The sequence below is a fragment of the Xanthomonas sp. JAI131 genome (assembly GCF_013410075.1).
GTDB classification, from domain to species: Bacteria; Pseudomonadota; Gammaproteobacteria; order Xanthomonadales; family Xanthomonadaceae; genus Xanthomonas_A; species Xanthomonas_A bonasiae.
In genome coordinates this window covers 65068-90332 of sequence record NZ_JACCCN010000001.1, presented here as the reverse complement: position 1 = coordinate 90332, position 25265 = coordinate 65068, and the positions used below count along the sequence as shown (strand labels likewise).

The window sequence follows — 25265 nt, the reverse complement described above, 5'->3', positions numbered from 1 at the left end:
CCCGGGAGGGCCGTACTCCCGGACCCGGACAGGCCACGCCGCGCGCGTGGCCTGTCCGTACGGCCCGCCACCACCCCGGCATGCAGGGGTTACACTGGGGGCCCCATCTCACACACGGCAGGCATCCACTTGGCAAAGCCCAACTATTCCTTCGAAAAACGTCAGCGCGAAATCGCCAAGAAGAAACAGCAGGACGAGAAGGACGCGCGCAAGCGCGAAGCCCGCGAGGCGGCCAAGGCCGCAGCGGACGCCGAAGCGAAGACGCCCGACAGCGGCACCTGAGCAGCGCCGGCGGAACCGGTCCCGCACCGGCTCCCGCCAATGCGTGCCGCCCGCGGCGTTGCCGGCCATGCGCAATGGCGGGCGCCGTTGCCTCGTCTTGCGCCTGGATCGACTCAGGCGATGCCGGTGGCCGGCGGAGCGGCGCAGGCGGACGCGGACGGCAACGTCGCCGGGAACCACTCCGCGCGTGCCAGCCAACCCTTCAGGAATTTGTCGTCGGCCGGACGCTCCTGCGCCAGCCGGTCGTAGTAGTCGATCCGGCCCTGGCGATACAGCGCATAGACCTGTGCCTGGTCGGCCGCCTGCAGTGCCGCCAGCGTGGCAGGCCCCATTTCTCCATCGGTGGCCAGACCCGTGGCGCCCGATTGCTGCAGGATCCGCTGCAGCAGCAGGACCGCCTCGGTCCCGGCATTGACGTAGAAATCGAACAGGATCTCGGCCAGCGGCTGCGAGGCGACCTGATCGCCGTCCAGCTTGTCCCAGTATGCATTCCGATAGATGACGCCGGCCTGCTCCGGGGTCAGCGCGCGCAGTGCGTCCAGCGTCGGCTGCTCGCCGAGCAACGGCTGCGCATAGCGCTCGAACGTCGCCAGGGTGATGCCGAGGTTGGTAGCGCCGCCGGGATCGGCCGGATCGTCGACGTAGCCCCCTTCGAACCGCAACAACTGCGGCAGATACAGATCCAGCGATGCCATGGCGACGCACTCCTTGACGAACGACAGGACGTCAGTGTGGCACCGAACCGGCAAACCAAGCTGTGCCCCAGGGAACACCTTGCGTGGCCGGAACGCTGTACGGACGTGGGCGACGGACGGCGCCTACACGCCCCGTCGACGCCTCCGTCACGACTCGCCTGCGCGCGGCAATGCACAGTCCGGGCAGGCATTCACGCCCTATCGGAGACCCGCATGGCCAGCCCGCAGGAACTGGAAGAGAAATTCTGGAAAGCGCTCAAATCCGACCGCACGGTCATGCTCGGCCTGGACGGTGTCGAGGACGGCCATGCGCGACCGATGACGGCGCAATTCGAAGGCGACCGCGGCGGTCCGATCTGGTTCTTCACCTCCAAGGACAACGCCCTGGTGCAGAAGCTGACCCAGAGCCAGCGTGTCATCGCCGCGTTCAGCGCCAAGGACCACGACCTGTTCGCCAGCATCAGCGGCACGCTCAGCGTGGACAACGACCAGGCGGTGATCGAGCGCCTGTGGAACGGCTTCATCGACGCCTGGTACGAGCAAGGCAAGGACGATCCCAAGCTGGCACTGCTGCGCCTGGATCCGGACCACGCGCAGATCTGGCTCAACGGTTCCAGCCTGGTGGCGGGCATCAAGGTGCTGTTCGGCATCGACCCGAAGCGCGATTACCAGGACAAGGTCGCGGACGTGCCGCTGCGCTGAGCGGCACGTCCGCGTCCTGACAGGCCGCATCGCGCGCCTGTCGAGCCTATCGCTCGTGTCCCTTCTCGCCGCGCTCGCTGCCGCGGCGAGAAGGGCCTTTCGCAAGCGCTCGGATACCAGCAGCGCTTCCCCGCGTTGCTACGCCATCCTCCCTCGCCTGCGCTCTCCGCGACCTCAAGCGGAATCGCCCTGGGCAGGGTTGCATCGCGCATCCATAATTGGTGCCAATGCCCGCAGCGCTGAAACAGGTCGTCCGATGCCGCAACCTTTATCCGAAGAAGACCTGCAAACGGTGCACGAACGCGCCTACGAGAGTTTCAACGCAGGACAGCTGGAACAGGCTGCGCAACACTTCGCCACCCTGCTCACGCATGCGCCGGACGCGCGCCACTATCACTACATGCAAGGGCTGGTGCACAAATATCGGCTGGACTGGAGCGTGTCCCTGCGCCACAACCTGCGTGCGTTGGCGCTCGCCGGAGAACCAGACGAAGCCGCGCACTGGAATGCCGGCATCGCGGCGACGGCCGTCGGCGACTGGGCGCAGGCGCGCGCGCAATGGGCGGCCTGCGGCATCGGCGTTCCCGAGGGCAATGGACCGATCGAGACAGATTTCGGCGTGGTCAGCATACGTCTGAACCCATGGTCCGACGGCGAGACCCTGTTCGCGCGGCGCATCGACCCGGTCCGCGCGCGCCTGCTCAACGTGCCGCTACCGGAAAGCGGCCACCGCTATGGCGATGTCGTTCTGCACGACGGCGCCGCGACCGGGCGGCGTGCGTTTCACGACCACACGGTACCGGTGTTCAACGCCTTGGCACGCCTGCAGCCTTCGCCATTGCGGACCTTCACGGTGTTCGCGCATTGCCCAACCCCGGAAGACCGCGACGCGCTTCGCGACGTGCCCGCCGGCGACGAGATCGCTCTGGTCGAAGACTGGACCGAAACCCTCGTCAACTATTGCCTGCGCTGCAGTTACGGGGCAGCCGCGCATCCGCACCACGACGCGTCGACCGATCCCTGGAAAAGCGATCGCGATTTCGGCGTCGCTGCCACCCAGCGCAGCTCCCTGGACGTATGGTTGCGGAACTGGCAGGCCGGTGCTGCAGGACGTCGCATCGATGCGGTGGAGCTTCGCGAGACCAGCCCGCCACTGCGCCAGGATGGCATGGCCTGGTGGATATCGCCGGACGACGCGGCCGACGACGGCATGGCCAAGCATTCCTAGCGCGTCGGCAAGCGCACCGACGCCGCCCGAACCTCAACCTGGAGCGGCGTCCAGCAGCGCAAGCGCCGCCTGGCGGCGCCCGATCCGCAGCGAACGCCCCAAGGAACTCAATGCATGCGGCTCGACATGCCTGTGTTGTTCGTCGATCCCTTGTCGCATGCGCTCCGACAGCGCCCAGTCATGCGAGATCGCCTCCGCCACCCGCGCCGTCCAGTCTCGCAGCAACTCGGCCAGCAGCCCTGCATCGGGTAGGAGTCCGGGCTGTTTCGCATACGCATCGCGTACCACCTGCACCACCGCGACCGCTCCCAACCCATGCAGCAGCGCCAGCAACTGCGCCGCCGCGGGATCCTCGCGCTCGGCATCCTCGGCATGGCGCGCGGTGGCCTTGGCCGACAGCAAGGTGTGCTCCCACAGCAGCGCCGCGCAGCGGCCGAACGCGCTGCCGTCGTCGGCAATGACCGGCTGCAGCAGCGCGGCCAGCACGAGCTGGCGCAGGCCCTCGGTGCCGAGCAGGGCCACCGCGCGCTCCAGGTTCTCGATCGGCTCGGCGTGGCGGCGGTACGCGGCACTGTTGGCGATGCGCAGCAGATTGCCGGCCAGCGCCGGATCCTGGCCGAGAATCGCCGCGATGGCCTGGGCGCCAGCAGCGGGATCGTTGAGCGCGCGGGTCAGCTGCGGCAACAGCTGCGGGCGGCGCGGCGTATAGCGCGGATGCGCGTCGATGCGCGCCAGGACCGCGACGGCCGCCGCGGCGACCTCGGCCTGCGCGGCAGCCGAGGCCGCGCTGGGTTCGGGCGCAAGCACGCCGGCGAACGCCAGCGCGTACAGGCGCAGCAACAGCGCGGATTCCTGCTCTGCGGAAAGTTCGGCCGCAGCGGCAACCACGCCCTGCCCCGGCTCCGCCGCGATCACCGCATCCATGCCGGCGTCTTCGCCGGTCGCACGGTGCGCAGACGCGACGGCGGTTTGCGCAACGGCGATCGGTGCCACAGCTCCGTGCCGGCGTCCACGGCGCCACATCCAGCCGCCGATACCCAGCAGCAGCGCGACGGCAACGCCTGCAATCCAAATCGACGGCACCATCATCGGCATCCGCAAGGTCGCCAGATCCCCCACCCGGCTGGAAGCGCAACCACGGCCAGGCGCGCCACGCCATTCAAGCATGGCGCGCAGGCTCCTGCTTGAACGGCCGCGGCGGCCTGCACGCGAGGCTGCAGCGACTGCGCGGCGCCTCCGCCATGCACGCTCAGGGCGCCGGCGCAGCCGCCGCGCGATGGCCGTAGCTGAGCACCCGCGTCAGCTTCCAGCCGTCCTGGTCCTGGCGCCACACCATCACGAATTTGGCGATGCCCTCACAGCGCCCGCTGGCCAGCTCGCAGAAGCGGTGTTCGCCCTCCTCGATCGCACCGAAGTCCTTGACCGGGTAGACCCGCAGCGTGCCGTCCACCAATTCGCGGCGCACCTTGCCGCAGATCCACTTGCGCGTGTTGTCGACCACGGTCTTGCGGTCCCAGCTGGCGCCGCCGGTGTCGTGATAGAACTCCACGTCGGGCACGAACAGTTGCTCAAATGCCGCCATGTCGCAGCGGTTGTAGGCGCCGAACAGGCGCTGGTCCAGTGCGGCGACCGTATCGAACAGCGGCCCCGCAGTGCCGTCCTCGGTCGGCGCCGCGGCTCGCGCGGTCGCCGCGCAAGCCAACAGCAGGAGCGATCCCCATATCTTCATCCGCCACCTCCCCCGTCGTCGATGCGCAACTATGCGTCTCCCCAGGCCGCGCCTGCAATGCCTCCAGGCACGTGCCGCAGGCAGCGGGCTGGGCGGCGGCAAACGCAGAGATGGCTGGCTGCAGGCCCTCGAAGCGCACGCGCGGCGGCCGCCGTTGGCCGGCGGGGCTACATGTTGCGTCGGTACTCCCCGCCCACTTCGTACAGCGCGTGGCTGATCTGCCCCAGGCTGTGGGTCTTCACCGCCTGCATCAGCGCGGCGAAGACGTTGCGGCGCTCGCGCGCGGCACGCTGCAGATAGCCGAGGCCTGCCGCATCGCCGGGAGCCGGCGCGGCGGCCGCTTCGGCCGGTTCCGCTTGCAGCGGCTGTGCCGGCGCAATGCCGTTGCGGCGCTGCTGCCAGTCGCGCACGTTGGCGATCTGCTGGCCCTTTTCTTCCTCGGTGGAGCGGATCAGTTCGATCTGGGTCGCGGTCTCGCCGGCGTGCTGCTTGGGCAGGAAGGTATTGACACCGACCAGCGGCAGGCTACCGTCGTGCTTCTTGTGCTCGTAGTACAGGCTCTCTTCCTGGATCTTGCCGCGCTGGTACATGGTGTCCATCGCGCCGAGCACGCCGCCGCGCTCGCTGATCGCCTCGAACTCCTTGTACACCGCCTCCTCCACCAGATCGGTGAGCTGCTCGACGATGAAGCTGCCCTGCCACGGGTTCTCGCAGAAATTCAGCCCCAGCTCCTTGTTGATGATCATCTGGATCGCCACCGCGCGGCGCACGCTTTCCTCGGTCGGCGTGGTGATCGCCTCGTCGTAGGCGTTGGTGTGCAGGCTGTTGCAGTTGTCGAACAGCGCGTACAGCGCCTGCAGCGTGGTGCGGATATCATTGAACTGGATCTCCTGCGCATGCAGCGAGCGGCCGGAGGTCTGGATGTGGTACTTCATCATCTGGCTGCGTTCGTTGCCGCCGTAGCGCTCGCGCATCGCCCGCGCCCAGATGCGCCGCGCCACGCGGCCGATCGCGGTGTACTCCGGATCCATGCCGTTGCTGAAGAAGAAGCTCAGGTTGGGCGCGAAATCGTCGATGCGCATGCCGCGCGCCAGGTAATACTCGACGATGGTGAAGCCGTTGCTCAGGGTGAAGGCGAGCTGGCTGATCGGGTTCGCGCCGGCCTCGGCGATGTGATACCCGGAGATCGACACCGAATAGAAGTTGCGCACCTTCTGCTCGACGAAATACTGCTGGATGTCGCCCATCATGCGCAGCGCGAACTCGGTGCTGAAGATGCAGGTGTTCTGCGCCTGGTCCTCCTTGAGGATGTCGGCCTGCACCGTGCCGCGCACGCTGGACAGGGTCTGCGCCTTGATCTGCGCATAGGTCTGCGCGTCGACCAACTGATCGCCGCTGACGCCGAGCAAGGCCAGGCCCAGGCCGTCGTTGGTGGGAGGCAAGTCGCCGTGATAGCGCGGCCGCTGCCGGCCTTCGAACAACTGCGCCAGGGTCTGCTCGGCCTGCGCCCAGCGCTGCGCATCGGCCTTGAGGTATTTCTCCACCTGCTGGTCGATGGCGGTATTCATGAACATCGCCAGGATCATCGGCGCCGGGCCGTTGATGGTCATCGACACGCTGGTCGTCGGCGCGCACAGGTCGAAGCCGGAGTACAGCTTCTTCATGTCGTCCAGGGTGGGAATGTTGACCCCGGAATTGCCGATCTTGCCGTAGATGTCCGGGCGCGGCGCCGGGTCCTCGCCGTACAGGGTGACGCTGTCGAAGGCGGTGGACAGGCGCGCGGCCGGCTGGCCCACGCTCAGATAGTGGAAGCGGCGGTTGGTGCGCTCCGGCGTGCCCTCGCCGGCGAACATGCGGATCGGGTCCTCGCCGGCGCGGCGGTACGGATAGACGCCGCCGGTGTAGGGATAGCTGCCGGGCAGGTTCTCCTTGCCGAGGAAGCGCAGCAGTTCGCCCCAGCTCCTGTAGCGCGGCGCGGCGATCTTCGGGATCGGCTGATGGCTCAGCGACTGGCGGTAGTTCTCCACGCGGATCGCCTTGCCGCGCACTTCGTATTCGGTGACCTCGTCGGTGATCGACTTCAGCCGCTGCGGCCACTCGCGCAGCAACTTCAGCGACTCGCTGGACAGCGCCTGCAGCGCGTCGTTGTAGCGCTGGCGCAGCAGCAGCAAGGTCGCATCGACGGCGGCGCCGGCCATGGCGGGCGCATCGGCGCTGCGCGCGGGTGGCTGCAGTTCCTCGACTGCGTAAAGGTCCAACTGCTTAGGCAACTGCGGGTCCTGCAGTTCGTGCAGCGATTGCCAGAACGATTGCGCGCGATCCGCGGCCTCGGCCTGGCGTTCGATGCCGGCGTTGAGCGCGCGACCCTGTTCGGCGATCTCGGCCAGGTAGCGCACGCGCGCACCGGGGATCAGCACGGTGGCGCGCGGCTCCTTCAGCGTGGTGTCCAGCTGCGGCCGGAAATCGCAGTGCGGCGACGCCGCGGCGTGGCGGGCGGCGCTGCTCGTTTCGGCTCCGGGGTCGGACGCCTCGAGGCCCAGCTTCGCGCGCAACAGCCGGCACAGGTTGACGAACATCCAGCTGATGCCGGGATCGTTGAACTGGCTGGCGATGGTCGGATACACCGGCACCGCCTCGTCCTCCAGCTGGAACGCGACGCGGTTGCGCCGCCACTGCTTGCGCACGTCGCGCAGCGCGTCCTCGGCGCCGCGCCGGTCGTACTTGTTCAGCACCACCAGCTCGGCGAAGTCGAGCATGTCGATCTTTTCCAGCTGGCTCGGCGCGCCGTAATCGCTGGTCATCACGTACACCGGGAAATCGACCAGATCGACGATCTCCGAATCGCTCTGGCCGATGCCGGCGGTCTCCACGATCACCAGGTCGTAGCCGATGCCTTTCAGGAACGCGATGCAGTCCTTGAGCACGCGGTTGGTGGCCGCATGCTGGCGCCGCGTGGCCATCGAGCGCATGTACACGCGCGGGCTGCGCAAGGCGTTCATGCGGATGCGGTCGCCGAGCAGCGCGCCGCCGGTGCGGCGCCGGCTCGGATCCACCGACACCACCGCGATGCGCATCTGCGGAAAGCCGGCCAGGAAGCGGTTGAGCAATTCGTCGGTGACCGACGACTTGCCGGCGCCGCCGGTGCCGGTCAGGCCCAGCACCGGCGCTGCGTGCCGCGTGCGGGACTCGGGACCCGGGACTCGGGACTCGGAGGTGCCTGGCAGGCCGGACTGCCACTGCTTGCGCAGCAGGGCCAGTTCGGACTCGGAGAACGCGCCATCCTCGAGCGCCGACAACACCTTGCCGATACCGATCTCGTCGTCGATGTGCGGCAATAGCGCGCCGGCCTGTTCCGGGTCCCGAGTCCCGGGTCCCGAGTCCCGCGCGCGCGAAGCGCGCGCCACCACGTCCTCGATCATCTCCACCAGACCCATCTTCATGCCGTCGTTGGGGTGGTAGATGCGCTCCACGCCGTAGGCCTGCAGCTCGGCGATCTCCTCCGGGGTGATGGTGCCGCCACCGCCGCCGAACACCCGCACATGGCCGGCGCCGCGTTCGCGCAGCATGTCCACCATGTACTTGAAATACTCGACGTGGCCGCCCTGGTAGGAGGACAGCGCGATCGCGTCGGCGTCCTCCTGCAACGCCGCGCGCACCACGTCCTCGACGCTGCGGTTGTGGCCGAGATGGATCACCTCCGCGCCCTGCGCCTGGATCAGCCGGCGCATGATGTTGATCGCCGCATCGTGGCCGTCGAACAGGCTGGCAGCGGTGACGAAGCGCAGCGGGCTGGTATCGGCTTGCGGCAGCGGCACGCGGGACGCGGGAATGCTCATCGAGAAGACATCGGCAAGAGAATGCGGCAATTCTAGGCGCGCAGCGCAGCGTGGGCAGGTTGCGCTGCAACATGCGACGACCGCCGCGCTGGCGGCGAGCGTGCCGCCGGACGCCACGGCGAACGTAGCTATCCGGGACATGAATGCGGCAGTTCGGCGCGTCAACAGCGGCGGCGCCTGCCGCGTTTGCGTTGACGTCGGCACACCGCCGATGTCCCTGGAGAATCGCATGTCCCTTCGTCCTTTGTTGCTGACCTCCCTGCTCGGCAGCGCGCTCGCCGGCGGCATGCTGGCCGCGCCCGCGCAGGCGCGCCCGGTGGTGGAACTGTCGGTGCAGACCGCGCCGCCGCCGCCGCGGTTCGAACGTGTGGTGGTGCGACCGGGCTATGTCTGGGCGCCGGGCTACTGGCATTGGAACGGCCGCCGCCATGTCTGGGTCGCCGGCCGCTACGTGGTCGCACGCCCGGGCTATGTCTATGTCGGCCCACGCTGGGAGCATCGCGGCCCGGCCTACCGCTTCCACGACGGCTATTGGGTACATCGCTAGGCCACGGCGTGGCGGCGCGGCCATGTTCCCGCCGCCACGATGCTGCGCGGCGTCGTGACCGTCTTCATCGCGCTTTGCGATAGTGCGCGAACCACGGCACCCGCCGGTTCCCGAGAGAACGCATGTTCAGGCCTTCGCTGTCGCGTGCGTTCCTGCCGTTGTCTCCGGCCCCTGCCGTGCGTGGCGCCTGCGGGGTGCGCGGTCCGTCGCGCACCGCAGGCCATCGCCTGCCCGGCCTGATTCGGCGCTCGCTGCGCAGGGGATCCTAGCGATGCCGTCGCGCGTCCCGCCAGGCACCTACGCGATCGCCATCACCGTGCTGGCGGTGGCGATCGCCAGCGTCGCCGCATGGCGCGAACGCCCCACCGACGCGGCCTCGCACCGTGGACTCGGCGATGCCATCGACGCCACGGCGAAGACGGTCGCGGCGCGCAAACGCACGGCCATGCCCGTCGCCAGTGCGCCGGCCGCGCCGAGCGCCACCCCGACCAGCGACGCACCCCGCTTCGACCAGCAAGGCCGGTTGCTGCCGGATCCGGCATTGCGACACTACCTGGATCGCTATCTGACGGCCATGGATGCACAGGCCGTGGCGACGCAGCGCCAGGACCTGGAGCGCGACCTGGCCGCGATGCCCGCCGCGCAAGCGGGTCAGATCCTCGCCTGGTTCGATCGCTACGCCGCCTATCTGCAGGCCGAAGCGACAGGCGCGCCGCACGGCACCGACCCAGAGCAGCAGGCGCGGCAGGCGCGTGCACTGCGCGAACGCCTGCTCGGACCGCAAGCGGCCAGCGCCCTCTTTGCCGACGAGACCGCCACGCGCTGAACGGAACAGCGATCGGCGCCGTGAGCCGAAGGCACCCTCCGCACCGCGCCTGGACACCGTCCGAGCGTCGCAAACGGTACCGAGATGCCCATGCCGCACGGGTCTGCACGGAGCTGCCGGAGACTGCACGGCCCGCAGGGAATTGCTTTAAAATGCGCTCATCGCGACGATCAGGACCCGTTCCGGAACCCGTCGCGTTTTTCGTTTTGCGCACCCTCACTAGGCAAGTTCCTGGAACCAAGGTGTCCTACACCTGCAACGCCAGCGGAGCCCCCATGCTTTTCGAAACGCTAGCCACCACCGGCCACGAACAAGTCGTCTTCTGCCACAACCGCGACGTGGGCCTGCAGGCGATCATCGCCATCCACAACACCGTGCTCGGCCCCGCGCTGGGCGGCGTGCGCATGCGCCCCTATCCCAACACCGAGGCCGCGCTGCACGATGCGCTGCGGCTCAGCCGCACGATGACCTACAAGAACGCGCTGGCCGGGCTGAACATCGGCGGCGGCAAGGCGGTGATCATCGGCGATCCCAAGGCCGACAAGTCCGAGGCGCTGTTCCGCGCGTTCGGCCGCTACGTGGATTCGCTGGGCGGGCGCTACATCACCGCCGAGGACGTCGGCACCGACGTCAACGACATGGAACAGATCTACCTGGAGACCGAGTACGTCACCGGCGTGCACCAGGTGCACGGCGGCTCCGGCGACCCGGCCCCGTTCACCGCCTATGGCGCGCTGCAGGCGCTGATGGCGTCGCTGCAGCGCAAGCTCGGCCACGAGGAGATCGGCAAGGCCAGCATCGCCGTGCAGGGCCTGGGCCACATCGGCATGGAGCTGGTGAAGCTGCTGAAGGAGCGCGGCGCCAAGCTGTACGTCACCGACCTGGACCAGGCGCTGGTCGAGCGCGCGGTCGCCGAATACGGTGCAGAAGCGGTCAAGCCGGACGAGATCTACGACGTGGCCGCCGACGTGCTGGCGCCGTGCGCGCTGGAAAGCGCGATCGACGAGGCCACCCTGCCGCGGCTGAAGGCGAAGATCATCTGCGGCACCGCCAACAACCAGCTGGCCAACGCCGCAGTGGGCGAAGAACTGCACCGCCGCGGCATCCTCTATGCCCCGGACTATGCGGTCAACGCCGGCGGGGTGATGAACGTGTCGCTGGAGATCGACGGCTACAACCGCGAGCGCGCGATGCGCCTGATCCGCAGCCTGTACCACAACCTCGGCAAGATCTTCGACCTGTCCGAGCGCGACAACATCCCGCCGCAGCAGGCCGCCGACCGCATCGCCGAAGCGCGCATGCACGCCATCGGCAAGCTCAAGCTGCCGCTGGGCCGCACCGCCCCGCGCTCGATGGGACATCTGCGCGGCGAGTAGGCGAGCCGGCAGCAGGACCTCCCGACGCGCAGCGCGTCGGGACTGAAGTCCCTCCCACGAGAGCCGGCACGCCATCGGCAGGCCACATGACTTCCGTAGGAGCGGCTTCAGCCGCGACGAACGACGCCCCGAACCTGCCGCAACTCTTACGCATCGGGGCCGACCCCCTCCGACCATAAGCCGGCACGGCATCGCCGGACCGGGCGCCCCTGTAGGAGCGACTTCAGTCGCGACAAAGCGAAGACTGGAAACCTGACGCCGCCCCGGCGCGTCGGGACCGAAGCATCCTCCGCGAATCAAGCGCGACTGCCTCGACCGCGCTGCCTCGGCACCCCAGCCGACGATAAGCCGGCACCGCACCGCCGGACCGGGCGCCCCTGTAGGAGCGACTTCAGTCGCGACAAGCGAAGAGGAAAACCCGACGCCGCCTCGGCGCGTCGATGCCGAAGCTTCCTCTGCGAATCAAGCGCGGGCCACACCAGGCCCGCACCGCATCAGAACCCCAACCGATACCGCAGCGACATCGCATGATCGTCGCCGCGCGGGCCGAAGCGCCGGTCGTAGCCGATGCCCAGCGCGCTGCTGCCCCAGCGCCGGTCCAGGCTCGCGCCGAACAGCCCGCCCGAACGCGCCGGCTGCAGATCCACCAGCGGCGCCCAGGCGTCCACGCCGACGAAACTGGCCTGGCGCTGCAAGCCTTGCGCGGCCAGGGTCTGCTGCCATTCGGCATAGCCCTGCAGCGACCAGCCGCGCCCGCCGTAACCGGCGCGCAGGCCGGCCAATGCCTGGCTGCGCGAAGAGGACGCGGCCGCGGCCATCAGCCCGAAGCCGTCGCCGCCCTGCTCGCGGAAGCCGTCGCTGTCGATGCGGCTGTAGTCGGCGCCGGCATACGGGGTCAGCGACGTCTTGCCGCGCCCGAAGCGGTAGCCGACTTCGACGCTGCTGGACAGGAAGCGTCCGGCGTAGCGGCTGGACGCATCGGCGACGCTGTCGCCGAGCAGCAGGCTGCGGTCGAGCTGGCGCCGGTACTGCCCGGTACCCAGCTGCGCCAGCGCGTAGGCATTGCCGGCGACCGCGCCGAGATAGGCCTGGCCCTGCACCTGGCGGTCGCGGCTGTGGTCCAGGCCGCCGTCGCCGCCGCCGTCGGCGCGGCTCTCGCCGAAAGCGAAACCGGCCACGCCGTGCTCGCCCAGGCGCAGGTCCTGGCCCATCATCCAGCCGTCGAGCTGGAACTGGCTGCCGGCGAAGCTGCCCTGCCCGGTCTCGCCCAGGCGCTGGCTCCACGCGCCGATCGCGCGCGGTTGCGTGACCAGGCTGTCGAAGCGGCCGGACAGCGCGCGCCGCTGCAAGTCGATGCTGTCGAAGGTCATCGCGGTGGCCGCCGCATGCGCTTCGCCGGACAGGCTGCGCAGCGTCGCCGCCGCGGCGGCCGCGCTCGGCGATTGCTGCACCGCGCCGGCCGCCTTCAGCAGCGACGCATCGACCGTCGCCGGATCGCGGCCCAGTTGCGCATCCAGTTGCGCGAACGCCGCGTCCACGCGCGTGGCGGAGGCGAGCGTGGCGGCGGTGATGCTGCCGAAACTCGCCGCGGCGGCGGTGACGCTCAGCGCCTGCACGGTGATCGAAGCGCTGGTGCTGTCGTAGGCGAGCGACGAGGTCAGGAACACGTTCGACGGCGTGGTCACCGAGGCGAACGTGCCGCTCAGTCCGCCACTGGTCTCGAGCACCTTGTAGGCGGTGTTGTTGACCACGTAGTCGCGCTTGCCGAGCACGTACAGCGCGCCGCCCTGCAGCGTCGCGGTACCGGTCACCGAGAGCTTGTCGCCGACCAGCAAGGCCAGCCGGCCATTGCTGTCCTGCACGTAGTTGCCGCTCAGGCTCAGCGCCGCGGCACCGACCTGGAAGGTGCCGGAATTGCTGACGTTGCCGCGCAGCGGCCCGGTGCCGATGAAGGTGGCGCCATTGCTGATCGCCACGTTGGAGCCGCCCAGGCTGGCCGCGCTGAGCGTGCCGGCCTGCACCTGGGTCGTGCCGCTGTAGCTGTTCTGGGTGCCGCTCAGGGTCAAGGTGCCGCTGCCCTGCTTGATCAGGCCGCCGCTGCCGGCGATGTCGTTGGCCCAGGTCGAGCTGCCGCTGAAGGACACGCTGACGTCGCCCCAGTCGAACCTGGCCGGCCCCAGCACCGCCTTGCCGACGTTGAGCAGGCCGTAGCCGAAGGTGGCGTCCACGCCGGGCGTGCCCAGGTCGGTGGCGGTGCCGAGCAGGGTCTGCCGCAGCAGATCGTTGCTGAAGTAGGGAAACGCCTGCCACACCAGCGCCGCGGCGCCGGAGACCAACGGCGCAGCGAACGACGTGCCGCTGCCGTAGTAGTAGTCCGGGTTGGCGGTGGCGTTGGTCGCCTTGGGGTCGACGAACACTTCCGTGCCCGGCGCCACCAGGCAGTAGTGCATGGCCACGCCGCAGGCGTTGGAATACGACTCCAGCTTGCTGCCGGTGCTCGCATCCACCGCGGCCACCACCAGCCAGCCGCGTTCCAGGTCCGCCGCCGGACGGCTGCCGCCGGGGCCGGGCTGGCTGGGCAGCGCGGCGACGTCCGACGGATCGGCCTTGGCTTCGTTGCCCGCGGCGAACACCACCAGCCCGCCATTGCTCAGCACGAACGGGCGGTATTCGTCGGCGATGGCGTTGGTCGCGGTCGGGTCGGTCCAGTAGATGCCGCCCCAGGAATTGTTCATCACCTTGACCCCGGCGTTGATCAGGTCCTGGTGGACCGAGGCCAGGCCCAGCGCGCCGCTGGTCTGGTTGCCCTCGCCGCTGCCGTCGTCGTCGGGCGAGGTGTCGCTGATGATGCGCGCCGACACGATCTGCGCGCCGGGCGCGATGCCGCCGGGCCACGCGCCCACCGCCTTGCCCGCGGCCAGCTGCGCGACCGTGGTGCCGTGGCCGTCGACATCGTCGACGTTGACGTTGTTCTTGGCCGGATCGACGTAGATCAGGTTGGACACCACGCGTCCGGCCAGCGCCGGGTGGTTGCGGTTCACGCCGGTGTCGACCACGCCGATGCGGTAGCCGCTGCCGTCGTAGCCGGCGTTGTGCGCTGCCAGCGTATTGGTCAGCGCCAGATGCGCGTCGAACGCCGGCTGCGGCGGTGGCGGCGAGGTCGGCGGCGAGGTGGGGGGAGAGGTCGGCGGCGGCGGGGGCGGCGGTGAGGTGGGCGGCGGCGAGGTCGGCGGCGGATCGCTGCGGGTCAGCCCGCCCCCGCCGCCACCGCCGCAGGAGGTCAACGCCACCGCCAGTGCGGTCGCCAGCAGCGACCGGGCCATCAACTTCCGCATGCTCTCTCTCCGAAGATAAGCGCGCCGGCCAAGTCGACCGGCAACGTTGCGTTGGCGGCCGCAAACGGGCGGCCTGAATCGACACGAATCTACACCGGAATTCCGCCCCCGCCACCATCCCCGCCCGCGCACCGCGATTGGCAGGAGCGGCGCCGAGGCAGATAATCGGCGACTAATCTTTCGTAAGGGTTTGCCATGACCGAGATCGTCATCGCCGCGGCCAAGCGCACCGCCATCGGCGCCTTCCTGGGCCAGTTCAACGGCGTGCCCACGCCGGAACTCGGCGCCGCGGCCATCCGCGCCGCGCTGGAGCAGTCCGGCATCCCCGCCGCCGACGTGTCGGAGGTGATCATGGGCTGCGTGCTGCCGGCCAACCTCGGCCAGGCGCCGGCGCGCCAAGCCGCGCGCGCCGCCGGCGTGCCCGACGCCACCGGCGCCACCACGATCAACAAGGTCTGCGGTTCGGGCATGAAGGCGATCATGCTCGGCCACGACCTGATCAAGGCCGGCTCGGCCAGCATCGTCGTCGCCGGCGGCATGGAATCGATGAGCAACGCGCCGCACCTGCTGCCGAATTCGCGCACCGGCAACCGCTACGGCAACTTCCAGGCGGTCGATCACATGGCCTGGGACGGCCTGACCAACCCCGACGACGGCCAGGCCATGGGCGTGTTCGGCGAGGCCACCGCGGAGAAGTTCGGCTTCAGCCGCCAGGACCAGGACGCGTACGCGATCGAGTCGGTGACGCGCGCGCAGGCCGCGCAGCGCGATGGCGCCTTCGACGCGGAGATCGTGCCGGTGCGCGTGGCCACCCGCAAGGGCGAGGCGGTGTTCGCCAGCGACGAGCAGCCGGGCAAGTCCGACATCGCCAAGATCCCCACGCTGAAACCGGCGTTCAAGAAGGACGGCACGGTCACCGCCGCCAGTTCCTCCAGCATCTCCGATGGCGCCGCCGCCACGGTGCTGCTCAGCGCCGACGACGCGGCCCGCCGCGGCGTCGTGCCGCTGGCGCGGATCGTCGGCCACGCGACGTTCTCGCAGGCGCCGGAATGGTTCACCACCGCCCCGGTCGGCGCGATCAGGAAGCTGCTCGAGCAGGTCGGCTGGAGCCTGGACCAGGTCGACCTGTTCGAAATCAACGAAGCGTTTGCGGTGGTGCCGATGGTGCCGATCAAGGAACTGGGGCTGGACCCGGCCAAGGTCAACGTCAACGGCGGCGCCTGCGCGCTCGGCCATCCGATCGGCGCATCCGGCGCGCGGCTGGTGGTGACATTGCTAAACGCGTTGCGCACCCGCGGCGGACGCCGCGGAATCGCCACCCTGTGCATCGGTGGCGGCGAGGCGACAGCGGTCGCCATCGAATTGATTTGATTGGGATTAACCCTTAAAACACAAAAATGAATGCGCGTGCGCTTGACAGCCGACTTTGGCTTGTCATCATGTTGAGGGCGCGCAATAGCGCGTTGCCTAACTAAACGACGAGGATAGACACACATGAGCATCAACAAGCTGCTGATCGCAATGGCCCTGGGCCTGGCCCTGGCCGCATGCTCGAAGCAGGAGCAGGCGCAGGACGCCGCTGCTTCGGCCAACGAAGCCGCCACCGACGCGCAGGCTGCTGCCGACCAGGCTTCGGCCGCCGGTGCCGCCACCGCCGATTCCGCCCAGGCTGCTGCCGACACGGCCGCTACCGCTGCCAACACCGCTGCCGACGCTTCGGCCGCTGCCGCCGCTGCCCCGACCGATGCCGCTGCCGACAAGGCTGCCGACACCGCCAAGGCTGCTGACGACACCGCCGACAAGGCCAAGGACGCTGCCGAAGAAGCCAAGAAGTAATCACTTCTCGCTTCAGGCACGTCTGAAGAAGCCGCTGGTTCGCCAGCGGCTTTTTCTTTGCCTGCGATTTGCCCAAGCGCATGCGCGACACCGGCGCTGCACGCTGCGCCGGGCTTTCGGCCAACGCTATCATTGGCGAGCGCGAGCGCCTGGCCGGCGCCATCGGCGCCGCCACTTCCCGGCCGCATTTCTTTCGCAACGGACCTGCCAATGATCGTCGGTATCGACCTCGGCACCACCCATTCCCTGATCGGCGCCTACTTCGAGCAAGGCAGCCGTTTGTTTCCCAATGCGCTCGGCGAGGTGCTGACCCCGTCGGTGGTCAGCGTCGACGACAGCGGCATCCTGGTCGGCCAGGCCGCGCGCGAACGCCTGGTCAGCCACCCGCAGCGCAGCGTGGCGGCGTTCAAGCGCTGGATGGGCAGCGACCGCGAGACCGTGCTGGGCGAACATCGCTTCCGCCCGGAAGAACTGTCGGCGATGGTGCTGCGCTCGTTGCTGGCCGATGCCGAAGCCGCGCTCGGCGAAAAGGTGCGCGAAGCGGTCATCAGCGTGCCCGCGTATTTCTCCGATGCCCAGCGCAAGGCCACCCGCGCGGCCGGCGAACTGGCCGGCATCCGCATCGAGCGGCTGATCAACGAACCCACCGCGGCCGCCCTCGCCTACGGCCTGCAGGAACGCCAGGGCCATGGCCGCTTCCTGGTGCTGGACCTGGGCGGCGGCACCTTCGACGTGTCGATCCTGGAAATGTTCGAAGGCGTCATCGAGGTCCACGCCAGCGCCGGCGACAATTTCCTCGGCGGCGAGGATTTCCTGGAACTGCTGCTGCAGGCCTTCCTGGCCGACCACGCGCTCGCGCCGCAGGCGCTGAGCGTGCAGGAAAGCGGCCAGCTGCGGCGGCGGCTGGAAACGGCCAAACGCGCGCTGTCCAGCGGTCAGGAAGCGACCGTGCAGATCGGCGTGGCCGGCCAGGCCTTGCACTGGACGCTGCACGAGGAACGCTTCAACCGCCTGGCCGAGCCCCTGCTGCAGCGCATGCGCGCGCCGCTGGAACGGGCGATGCGCGATGCGCGGCTGCAGCCGGCGCAACTGGACGAGATCGTGCTGGTCGGCGGCGCGACGCGGATGCCGCTGGTCGCCAAGCTGGTCACGCGCATGTTCGGACGGTTGCCGATGCGCCACATCAATCCCGACCAGGCGGTGGCGCTGGGCGCGGCGGTGGCGGCCGGGATGAAGGCGCGCAATGCCGCGCTGGAGGAAGTGATCCTCACCGACGTGTGCCCGTATACGCTCGGCACCGAAGTCGCCTCGCGCGACGCGCACGGCCAGCTGCGCACCGGCCTGTTCCATCCGATCATCCAGCGCAACAGCACCGTGCCGATCAGCCGCGAGGACAGCTTCTACCCGGTCCACGACGAGCAGGAACACCTGGTGATCGACGTCTACCAGGGCGAGAGCCCGCTGGTGGCCAAGAACATCAAGCTCGGCGAACTGCGGGTGCCGCTGCCCAAACACCTGCCCAAGGCCGAGAAGGGCGTCACCACCCGCTTCACCTACGACAACAACGGCCTGCTGCAGGTGGAAGTGACCGAGCATCACAGCGGCCTCAAGCACGAACTGATCCTGGAGCAGAATCCCGGTCTGCTCGGCGCCGAGCAGATCCGCGAACGGCTGGCCGCGCTGCAGGCGCTGAAGATCCATCCACGCGAACAGCAGGACAACCTGAGCCTGCTCGCACGCGCCGAACGCATGTACGAGGAATACCTGGACCTGCGCGAACAGATCCAGGCCTGGATCGTCGCCTTCCGCGGCGCGCTCGACACCCAGGACCTGCGCCTGATCGACGACCATCGGCAACGCCTCGGCGAGGCGCTGGACGCACTGGAGCGTCGCGCTTGAACTGGGCGTTGCGGTGGCTGCAACTGCCGCCCGATGCCGACGAAACCGCGATCAAGCGCAGCTACGCCAAGCGGCTGCGCCAGCATCGCCCGGATACCGACCCGGAAGGCTTCCAGCAACTGCACGCGGCCTACCAGGCCGCACTGGCCTGGGCGCGGGCGCGCAGCGACGAGGACGAGGACGAGGACGAGGACGAGGACGAGGACGTAGAGGACCACGACGCTCGCGCCGCTCCGGAGGCCGCGACCATGGCTGCCGGCCTTGGCGCCAGCAGTGGCGATGGCGCCGATCGTCGCGACGCGCAGCCGAAGCCGGCCGTTGCATCCGCCACGGACAACGATTTCCTCGATACCGAGCGGCTGCCCCCAGATACCGACGGCGACAACGCGCGCCTGCTGCAGCAACGCCCGACGCCGCCGACACCGCCGCCTGCGCAGATCGACGTAGCGCAACCTCCCCCGCTGCCCGCGCCCGATCCGGATGCGCTGTGCGACGAACTGCTCGCCCTGGCCACGCGCGCCGAGCCGCAGACGCTGCAGCACTGGTTGGAACGGCAGCCCACGCTATGGTCGCTGCGCGACAAGGCTCAAGTCGGCTGGCTGCTGTGCCATCGACTGCAGCAGCGAATGCCGCCGATCCAGCGCGACAATTTCGCGCTCCTGCTCGGCTTCTTCGGCCTGGACGACATCGCTGCCGGTAGCGCCGCGCAGACGCTGCCGATGCTGCAGGAGCGCTTGCACCTGGCCTGGGAAATGCAGCCGGGGAACGCCCACGCCCTTGCCCGGCGCGTGTATCCGGCCGGCGACAAACGCTATCGGGTCCCCGCGCTGATGCGCCAGTTGACGCGTCCGTTCGCGCTGCCGCAAGCGCTATGGACAGGCCTGATGCCGGGACGGCCGCGGGCATTGCGGCAATTGCTGCTGCGCCTGGACCAGGGCCGTCTCGACACCCTGCCGGCACCGCTGGATCGGCAGCAGATCGGCTTCTGGATGCGCGCCACCGACGCCGGCTACCTGACCCGCGCGCGGCTGCTGGTCGGCTTGGCGCGATGTGCCGCAGCCGCGCTGCTGCTGGCCATCGTCGTGGTCCTGGCCACTGCCGCCAGCGCCCTGTCGCCGGATCCGGTGCCGATGTCGTTCGCTTTGTCGCGCAGCGGCATGGCCGCCGTGACGATCGCCGCGCTGTGGGCAGCGTGGCTGGTGGTCGGCATGCTGCTGCGTTGGCAGAGCGAACCGGAGTCGGCGAATCGCTCGCCGGCGCCGCTGTGGCTACGACTGTTGTTCATTCCGTTGCTGGTCGGCATCGCCCTGGGCTTGATCTACGGCGCCGGACAGCGCATCCCCGGCAGCAGCGTCGCCATGCTTGCGCTGCTGCTGTCGATCGTACGGGTGTGGCGGCGACGCGGCCTGGAATATCGCCTGAGCGTGCGCAGCACCTGGTGGACGATCTTCGTGATCCCCAGCCTGTTCAAAGGTTTGCTGGCATTGCTCCATTCCGGCGAGATCAGTGCGGCGCTGGCGCTCGCCTTATGGTCGTGGGACCTGCTGCACCAGCGCCGGCTGCTGCGCTGGCGGCGTAGCTGAACGCGAGCCGGCGCCGTGCGCCGGCATTGACACCGGCTGCATGCGCGCCCGCCTAGGCTGCGCCGCATCACCCCGCAATGGAGAACGCGCATGAACAAGACCCCGATCGCGGCAATGGCCCTGCTGGGCGCCCTGGCGCTGGCCGCCTGCCAAGGCCCGGAAGCGCAGCAGGCGCAGCGCGACGCCAAGGTGGCGGCGGAGCAGACTGGCGAAGCGGCCAAGGAAGCCGCCGACCAGGCCGCGCAGACCGGCCACGAAATCGCCGCCGACGCCCGCGACGCGGCACACCGCGCCGCCAACTCCGAGGCGGTGCAGGATGCCTCGGCCGCTGCCAAGGAAGCCGCGGCCGACGCCAGCGAGGCCACTGCCAGCGCGGCGCAGAAGCTCGCCGACAAGGCGCGCGAGAACGCCAACGAAGATCCGCACAACGGCGACAAAGAGAAGCATTGACCGCCCCCGCCGCACTCGCGCCCTGCGCACGAGTGCGGCGGTCGCGTTGCGGCTCCGCGAACCGCGCAGCCCAGGCAAAACCGGCGTTGCTGCGCCGATGTCGCAATCCGGCCGCGTCGCGGCGTGACCTACGGCACCTTTTGCACGCGAAGGTTCGGCCGATCCGGTCCCTGGTTACAATTCCCCCATGTCGACGTTCCAACGCGTGCGGATCAGAACCCGCCTAGCGCTTCTGTTCTCCGCCCTGGTCTTCGTCTCGATCGGGTTCGGGGTGTTTTCCGGCGCGCAGCGTTCGATCTCCGATGCGGCGCGCGTGGCCCATACCCACCAGGTGCTGCGCAGCATCGACGAAGTGCAATCGACCCTGCTGCAGGCCGAAACCGCGGCGCGCGGCTACGAGCTCACCGGCAACCAAGCCTACCTGAGCAACTATCGCGACAGCGCCGAACGCGTGCCGCGGCACCTGGCGCAACTGCGCGCACTGGTCGTCGACAACCCGGTACAGATCGCGAACCTGGACATCCTGCAGCGCCTCGTGCATGCGCGGCTGACGCAGATGCGGCAGATGCTCGACCTCTACCAGCGCGATGGATTGGAGGCGCTGCAGCGCGCGATGGCGCCGAGCGTGTTCCAGGACTCCGGTGCGATCCGCGACCACGTGCAGCAGATGATCGAGCTGGAGCAACAGCTGCTGCAGAGCCGCGACCGTTCCAACCAGCGCAGTTCGGATCTGCTGCTGGCGCTGGCCCTGGCCGGCATTCCGTTCGGCCTGGGCAGCGTGGGCGTGGTCTATGCGCTGCTGTTCCGCGAATTGCGCAACCGCAGCAACGCCGAGCATGCCGCTTCGGTCGCCAACGACAAGCTGGCCGCCAGCATCCACGACCTGGAGCGCACCAGCGCCGACCTCAATGCGCTCAGCCGCTACACCGGCCTGCTGCAGAGCTGCGTGGACCCCAAGGAAGCGCTGGAGGTGACCGCGCGCATGCTCGCCGCGCTGATGCCCGACGCCGGCGGCAGCGTGTACCTGCTGCGTGCATCGCGGGATCGCGCCGAATCCATCGTCGCCTGGGGCGAGGCGCCGGTGCGCAGCGAACCAGCCGTGGCGCCCGAGGAATGCTGGGCGCTGCGCCGCGACAAGGCGCATTTCGTGCACGCGCTGCGCCACGACTCGGCATGCGCGCATCTGCTCGACGACCCGCAGGCGGTCGGCGCCAGCAGCGCCTGCATTCCGTTGTCCGCGCAGGGCACGCAGCTGGGCTTCGTATTCCTGGCCGGTCCCGGCCCCGGGCCGCTGCCGCGCATCGCCATCGCCGAGGCCGCCGCCGAGCAGTTGTCGTTGGCGCTGAGCAACCTGCGCCTGCGCGAATCGCTGCGCCTGCAGTCGATCCGCGACCCGCTCACCGGCCTGTTCAACCGCCGCTACCTGGAGGAGTCGCTGAACCACGAACTGGCGCGCTGCGCACGCCGCTCGGTGCCGCTGTCGCTGCTGATGCTGGACGTGGACCACTTCAAGCACTTCAACGACCTGCACGGCCATGGCGGCGGCGACAGCCTGCTCGCCGCGGTCGGGCAGATGCTCGCCTCGCGGCTGCGCGGCGAGGACATCGCCTGCCGCTACGGCGGCGAGGAATTCACCGTGATCCTGCCGGAAACCGGCGCGGAGGCGGCGCTGGCGATCGCCGAGCAGATCCGCAGCGCCGCGCAGCAGATGACCACCACCCTGGACGGCAAGGCGTTGCCCGGGGTCACGGTCTCGATCGGGCTGGCCAGCTATTCGCGCGATGGCGTGGTCGCCACCACCCTGCTGCGCAAGGCCGATGCGGCGCTGTACCGGGCCAAGCGCAGCGGCCGCAACCAGGTGCAGCAGTTCGATCCGGCGCTGGACGGGATGGGGTGATCGCCGCGATCGCCGCACGAGGAACGCACTTTAGCGATAGTTGTCACAAAACCTGCGCGATAGAGCGGCGATAGTCGGGTTTCCCCCGACTGGAGACGTCTGCGCATGTCCATCTGGAAAGATCAGGGTACCCCGCGCAAGGATGGCCTGCCGCTGCCCGGCACCCCCGCCGGCACCGCAGTGCCCGAGCCGCGGCCGGCCACCGAATCGGCGGTCGGCGAGTCCGCGGTCAGCGTCGCCGCGGCCGCTCCCCTCCCCGTACGCGCCGCAGCGCCGGCGGCAAAGGAGTCGCTGATCGCTGCCGACATCACCATCGAAGGCAAGATCGAAGGCACCGGCCACATCCGCATCGCCGGCAAGTTCAAGGGCGACGTCAACGTGCAGGGCGACCTGACCATCGAGACCGGAGCCAAGCTCAGCGGCGGCGTGCGCGCCAACAAGGTGATCATCGCCGGCGAGCTGGAAGGCAACATCGAATCGGCCTCGCAGGTGGAGCTGCTGGCCTCCGGCGCGCTGATCGGCGACGTCAAGGCCGGCTCGCTGACCGTGGCCTCCGGCGCGCGGATGCGCGGCCAGGCCGATTTCGGCTGGGAAGACGACAAGGGTCGCAAAGGCAGCAAGCCGACGGAGCCCGACGCCGGCGCATGAGCACGCCGCGTCCCGGCACCCCGGGGGCGACCCGGACCTGCCCCCACTGCAAGGCGACGATCCTGGAGAGCGCCAGCGTCTGCCCGGCCTGCAAGCACCACCTGCGCTTCGACTCGGCGGTGCTGCAGCAATCGGCGCCAACCGCGACGGTGCCGCTGCGCGTGCAGGGCACCATCCAGCATCCCGCCGACGGCACCGCGTGGGAGTACACGGTGGTGGTGACGATCCGCAACGGCCGCGGCGAGGAGATCAAGCGCCAGCTGGTCGGCGTCGGCGCGATGCTGGACGGCGAGGAGCGCAGCTTCACCCTGTCGGTGGAGGCGACCCAGGCCAAGGGCGGCGGCAAGCGCGGGACGCGGCATTAGGCGTACTGGCTGGCCGGACCCTCATCCGCCCCTGCGGGGCACCTTCTTCCGAGGGGAGAAGGAACAGCCGCTAGCCCCTCTCCCATCGGGAGAGGGGTTGGGGTGAGGGTCCGGCGCGAAGCGACTCGCGGAGTTCGGGCGCACGGGGCTGCGCCCGCACCCTCATCCGCCCCTTCGGGGCACCTTCTCCCGATGGGAGAAGGAACAGCCGACTAGCCCCTCTCCCACCGGGAGAGGGGATGGGGTGAGGGTCCGGCGCCCGCTGCCTTGTCCACCCGTCAGGGCAACACCCGCGCCAACAGCTCGTCCACCGGCACATCCGCGTCCAGCGTCCCGAACGCCAGCCCGTGCGCGCCAGCCAGGCGACTGCGCACGAACGCATCGGCAGCGGGGCTGGCGCTGCGCAACAGCAGCGCAGCCTGCAACGCCAGCGCGATGCGTTCGCTGATGCGGCGCGCGGCGTATTCGTCCACCTCGCCATTGCCGGCCAGCGGCGCGCGCAACGCGTCCAGCGCCTTGTCGTACTCCGGGCTCGCACCCGCCGCGGTCTCCAACTCTGCAAGCAGCGCCGCCGCGCTGGCCGGCTCGCGCGCCAGCGCACGCAGCACGTCCAGGCACTGGATGTTGCCGCTGCCTTCCCAGATCGAATTCAGCGGCGCCTGCCGGTACAGCCGCGGCAAAATCGATTCCTCGACATAGCCCGCACCGCCAAGACATTCCTGCGCTTCGTTGACGAAGGCCGGCGCGCGCTTGCACAACCAGTACTTGCCCAGCGCGGTGGCGATGCGCGCGAACGCGGCTGCGGCCGGATCGCGTTCGGCCGCATCCACCGCGCGCGCCACGCGCATGGCGAACGCGGTGGCCGCCTCCGATTCGAGCGCCAGGTCGGCGAGCACGTTGCGCATCAGCGGCTGCTCGATCAGGCGCTTGCCGAACGCGACGCGATGCCGCGCGTGATGCAGCGCCTGTGCCAGCGCCATGCGCATCTGCGCGGCGGCGGCGAGCATGCAGTCCAGCCGGGTCAGCATCACCATGCCGATGATGCGCGCCACGCCGCGTCCTTCCGCGCCGATGCGCTGCGCCCAGGCGCCGGCGAATTCGACTTCGCTGGACGCGTTCGACCAGTCGCCGAGCTTGTCCTTCAACCGCATCAGCCGCAGCGCGTTGAGCCGGCCGTCGGGCAGGCGCCGCGGCAGCAGGAAGCAACTCAACCCACCCGGCGCCTGCGCCAGCACCAGAAAGCCGTCGGACATCGGCGCGGAGAAGAACCACTTGTGCCCGACCAGCGCGTACGCGCCGTCGGCGCCCAGCGGCGTGGCGACGGTGGCGTTGCTGCGCACATCCGAGCCGCCCTGCTTCTCGGTCATGCCCATGCCCAGGGTGATGCCGGCCTTGTCGGCGATCGGCACGTCGCGCGGGTCGTAGTGCGGCGCGGCGGCCTTGTGCGCCCAATCGCGCAGCGCCGGTTCCTGGCGCAGCACCGCGACCGCGGCATGGGTCATCGTCAACGGACAGCTGGTGCCGGCCTCGGCCTGGTGATGCAGGTAACTCAGCGCCGCCCGCGCCACGTGCGCGCCCGGCCGCGGCACGTGCCAGGACAGACCGGCCACGCCATGGGTCTTGGCCGCATCCAGCAGCTGGTGGTAGGCCGGATGGAAGTCGACCGTGTCGATGCGGTGGCCGTAGCGGTCGTGCGTGCGCAGCCGCGGGCGATCGCGATTGGCGTCGAAGCCGAGTCGGTACAGGGTGTCGCCGGCCAGCGCGCCGTACTGCGCCAGCTGCGCGGCGAACGCCTCGCCGCCCTCGCGCGCGACCGCGCCGCGCAGCACCGCATCGTCGGCCCACAGATCGCGCGGCTCGAACGGCGGCGGTTGGTTGTCGACCACGTGCGTGGCGAAGGCGGGCCGGTCCGGTTGCATCCATCTTCCTCCCAGAAGCGCGTCCCGCATTGTGGCCGATTCGTGCGCGCACGGTGAATCGCTCAGCCTGGATTCTCATCTCCTGCACACCGCGTTGGACACAGTGGCAGGC

The 25265-nt window shown here is 69.4% G+C and carries 20 protein-coding genes; 14 read left to right on the top strand and 6 right to left on the bottom strand.

Going from position 1 to position 25265, the window contains the following annotated elements; all coding sequences use genetic code 11:
- The first annotated feature begins 129 nt into the window (after positions 1-129).
- The gene (locus HDC36_RS00415; protein WP_179563714.1) at positions 130-282 is read left to right on the top strand and encodes a hypothetical protein; all 153 of its coding nucleotides are present in this window, start codon (positions 130-132) and stop codon (positions 280-282) included.
- Between the two features lie 113 nt (positions 283-395).
- On the opposite strand, the gene HDC36_RS00410 is transcribed toward HDC36_RS00415, so the two are convergent.
- Positions 396-977: an N-acetylmuramidase gene (locus HDC36_RS00410; protein WP_179563713.1), complete on the bottom strand. Its 582-nt coding sequence runs from the start codon at positions 975-977 to the stop codon at positions 396-398.
- 213 nt (positions 978-1190) lie between these two features.
- On the opposite strand from HDC36_RS00410, the gene HDC36_RS00405 reads away from it, so the two are divergent.
- Positions 1191-1679, top strand: a complete 489-nt coding sequence (locus HDC36_RS00405; RefSeq protein WP_179563712.1) for a pyridoxamine 5'-phosphate oxidase family protein — start codon at positions 1191-1193, stop codon at positions 1677-1679.
- Positions 1680-1935: 256 nt separating this feature from the next.
- On the top strand, positions 1936-2907 hold the full coding sequence (locus tag HDC36_RS00400) for a hypothetical protein (RefSeq protein ID WP_179563711.1): 972 nt from the start codon (positions 1936-1938) through the stop codon (positions 2905-2907).
- Positions 2908-2940: 33 nt separating this feature from the next.
- Here the strand turns inward: HDC36_RS00400 and HDC36_RS00395 are convergent, their stop codons facing one another.
- From HDC36_RS00395 to HDC36_RS00385, 3 genes are all read right to left on the bottom strand, one after another.
- The gene (locus tag HDC36_RS00395) at positions 2941-3831 is read right to left on the bottom strand and encodes an HDOD domain-containing protein (protein WP_255432550.1); all 891 of its coding nucleotides are present in this window, start codon (positions 3829-3831) and stop codon (positions 2941-2943) included.
- A gap of 325 nt (positions 3832-4156) precedes the next feature.
- A complete protein-coding gene (locus tag HDC36_RS00390) occupies positions 4157-4636 on the bottom strand; it encodes a nuclear transport factor 2 family protein (protein ID WP_179563710.1) in 480 nt (159 codons plus the stop codon).
- A 167-nt stretch (positions 4637-4803) separates the two neighbouring features.
- Entirely contained in the window at positions 4804-8472 is a 3669-nt protein-coding gene (locus HDC36_RS00385) for a methylmalonyl-CoA mutase family protein (protein WP_179563709.1), read from the bottom strand.
- A 229-nt stretch (positions 8473-8701) separates the two neighbouring features.
- Here HDC36_RS00385 and HDC36_RS00380 point away from each other — a divergent pair, with 229 nt between their 5' ends.
- From HDC36_RS00380 to HDC36_RS00370, 3 genes are all read left to right on the top strand, one after another.
- Positions 8702-9019, top strand: coding sequence for a YXWGXW repeat-containing protein (locus HDC36_RS00380; RefSeq protein WP_179563708.1), 318 nt, complete (start codon positions 8702-8704; stop codon positions 9017-9019).
- A 271-nt stretch (positions 9020-9290) separates the two neighbouring features.
- Complete coding sequence (locus tag HDC36_RS00375; RefSeq protein WP_179563707.1) at positions 9291-9845, top strand: hypothetical protein; 555 nt, start codon at positions 9291-9293, stop codon at positions 9843-9845.
- A gap of 275 nt (positions 9846-10120) precedes the next feature.
- Positions 10121-11221, top strand: coding sequence for a Glu/Leu/Phe/Val dehydrogenase (locus tag HDC36_RS00370; protein ID WP_179563706.1), 1101 nt, complete (start codon positions 10121-10123; stop codon positions 11219-11221).
- Between the two features lie 494 nt (positions 11222-11715).
- Here HDC36_RS00370 and HDC36_RS00365 read toward each other — a convergent pair whose 3' ends face one another.
- Positions 11716-14556 carry an autotransporter serine protease gene (locus HDC36_RS00365; RefSeq protein WP_179563705.1) on the bottom strand — a complete coding sequence of 947 codons (2841 nt, stop codon included), beginning with the start codon at positions 14554-14556 and terminating at the stop codon, positions 11716-11718.
- A 195-nt stretch (positions 14557-14751) separates the two neighbouring features.
- Between HDC36_RS00365 and HDC36_RS00360 the strand changes: the two genes are divergently transcribed.
- The 8 genes from HDC36_RS00360 (at position 14752) to HDC36_RS00325 (ending at position 23234) form a co-directional block, all read left to right on the top strand.
- Positions 14752-15927 (top strand): thiolase family protein, encoded by a 1176-nt coding sequence (locus HDC36_RS00360; protein ID WP_179563704.1) that lies wholly within the window; start codon positions 14752-14754, stop codon positions 15925-15927.
- 123 nt (positions 15928-16050) lie between these two features.
- Positions 16051-16392 (top strand): hypothetical protein, encoded by a 342-nt coding sequence (locus tag HDC36_RS00355; RefSeq protein ID WP_179563703.1) that lies wholly within the window; start codon positions 16051-16053, stop codon positions 16390-16392.
- A 210-nt stretch (positions 16393-16602) separates the two neighbouring features.
- On the top strand, positions 16603-18291 hold the full coding sequence (locus tag HDC36_RS00350) for a molecular chaperone HscC (RefSeq protein WP_179563702.1): 1689 nt from the start codon (positions 16603-16605) through the stop codon (positions 18289-18291).
- Positions 18288-19874, top strand: a complete 1587-nt coding sequence (locus HDC36_RS00345) for a J domain-containing protein (protein ID WP_179563701.1) — start codon at positions 18288-18290, stop codon at positions 19872-19874. The genes HDC36_RS00350 and HDC36_RS00345 overlap by 4 nt, the downstream gene beginning before the upstream one ends.
- 90 nt (positions 19875-19964) lie before the next feature.
- On the top strand, positions 19965-20324 hold the full coding sequence (locus HDC36_RS00340; RefSeq protein ID WP_179563700.1) for a hypothetical protein: 360 nt from the start codon (positions 19965-19967) through the stop codon (positions 20322-20324).
- Between the two features lie 187 nt (positions 20325-20511).
- The gene (locus tag HDC36_RS00335; RefSeq protein ID WP_179563699.1) at positions 20512-22221 is read left to right on the top strand and encodes a diguanylate cyclase; all 1710 of its coding nucleotides are present in this window, start codon (positions 20512-20514) and stop codon (positions 22219-22221) included.
- A gap of 105 nt (positions 22222-22326) precedes the next feature.
- Positions 22327-22869 (top strand): polymer-forming cytoskeletal protein, encoded by a 543-nt coding sequence (locus HDC36_RS00330; RefSeq protein ID WP_179563698.1) that lies wholly within the window; start codon positions 22327-22329, stop codon positions 22867-22869.
- Positions 22866-23234 carry a hypothetical protein gene (locus tag HDC36_RS00325; RefSeq protein ID WP_003479271.1) on the top strand — a complete coding sequence of 123 codons (369 nt, stop codon included), beginning with the start codon at positions 22866-22868 and terminating at the stop codon, positions 23232-23234. The genes HDC36_RS00330 and HDC36_RS00325 overlap by 4 nt, the downstream gene beginning before the upstream one ends.
- 278 nt (positions 23235-23512) lie before the next feature.
- Here the strand turns inward: HDC36_RS00325 and HDC36_RS00320 are convergent, their stop codons facing one another.
- The gene (locus tag HDC36_RS00320) at positions 23513-25153 is read right to left on the bottom strand and encodes an acyl-CoA dehydrogenase family protein (RefSeq protein ID WP_179563697.1); all 1641 of its coding nucleotides are present in this window, start codon (positions 25151-25153) and stop codon (positions 23513-23515) included.
- Between the last annotated feature and the right edge of the window lie 112 nt (positions 25154-25265).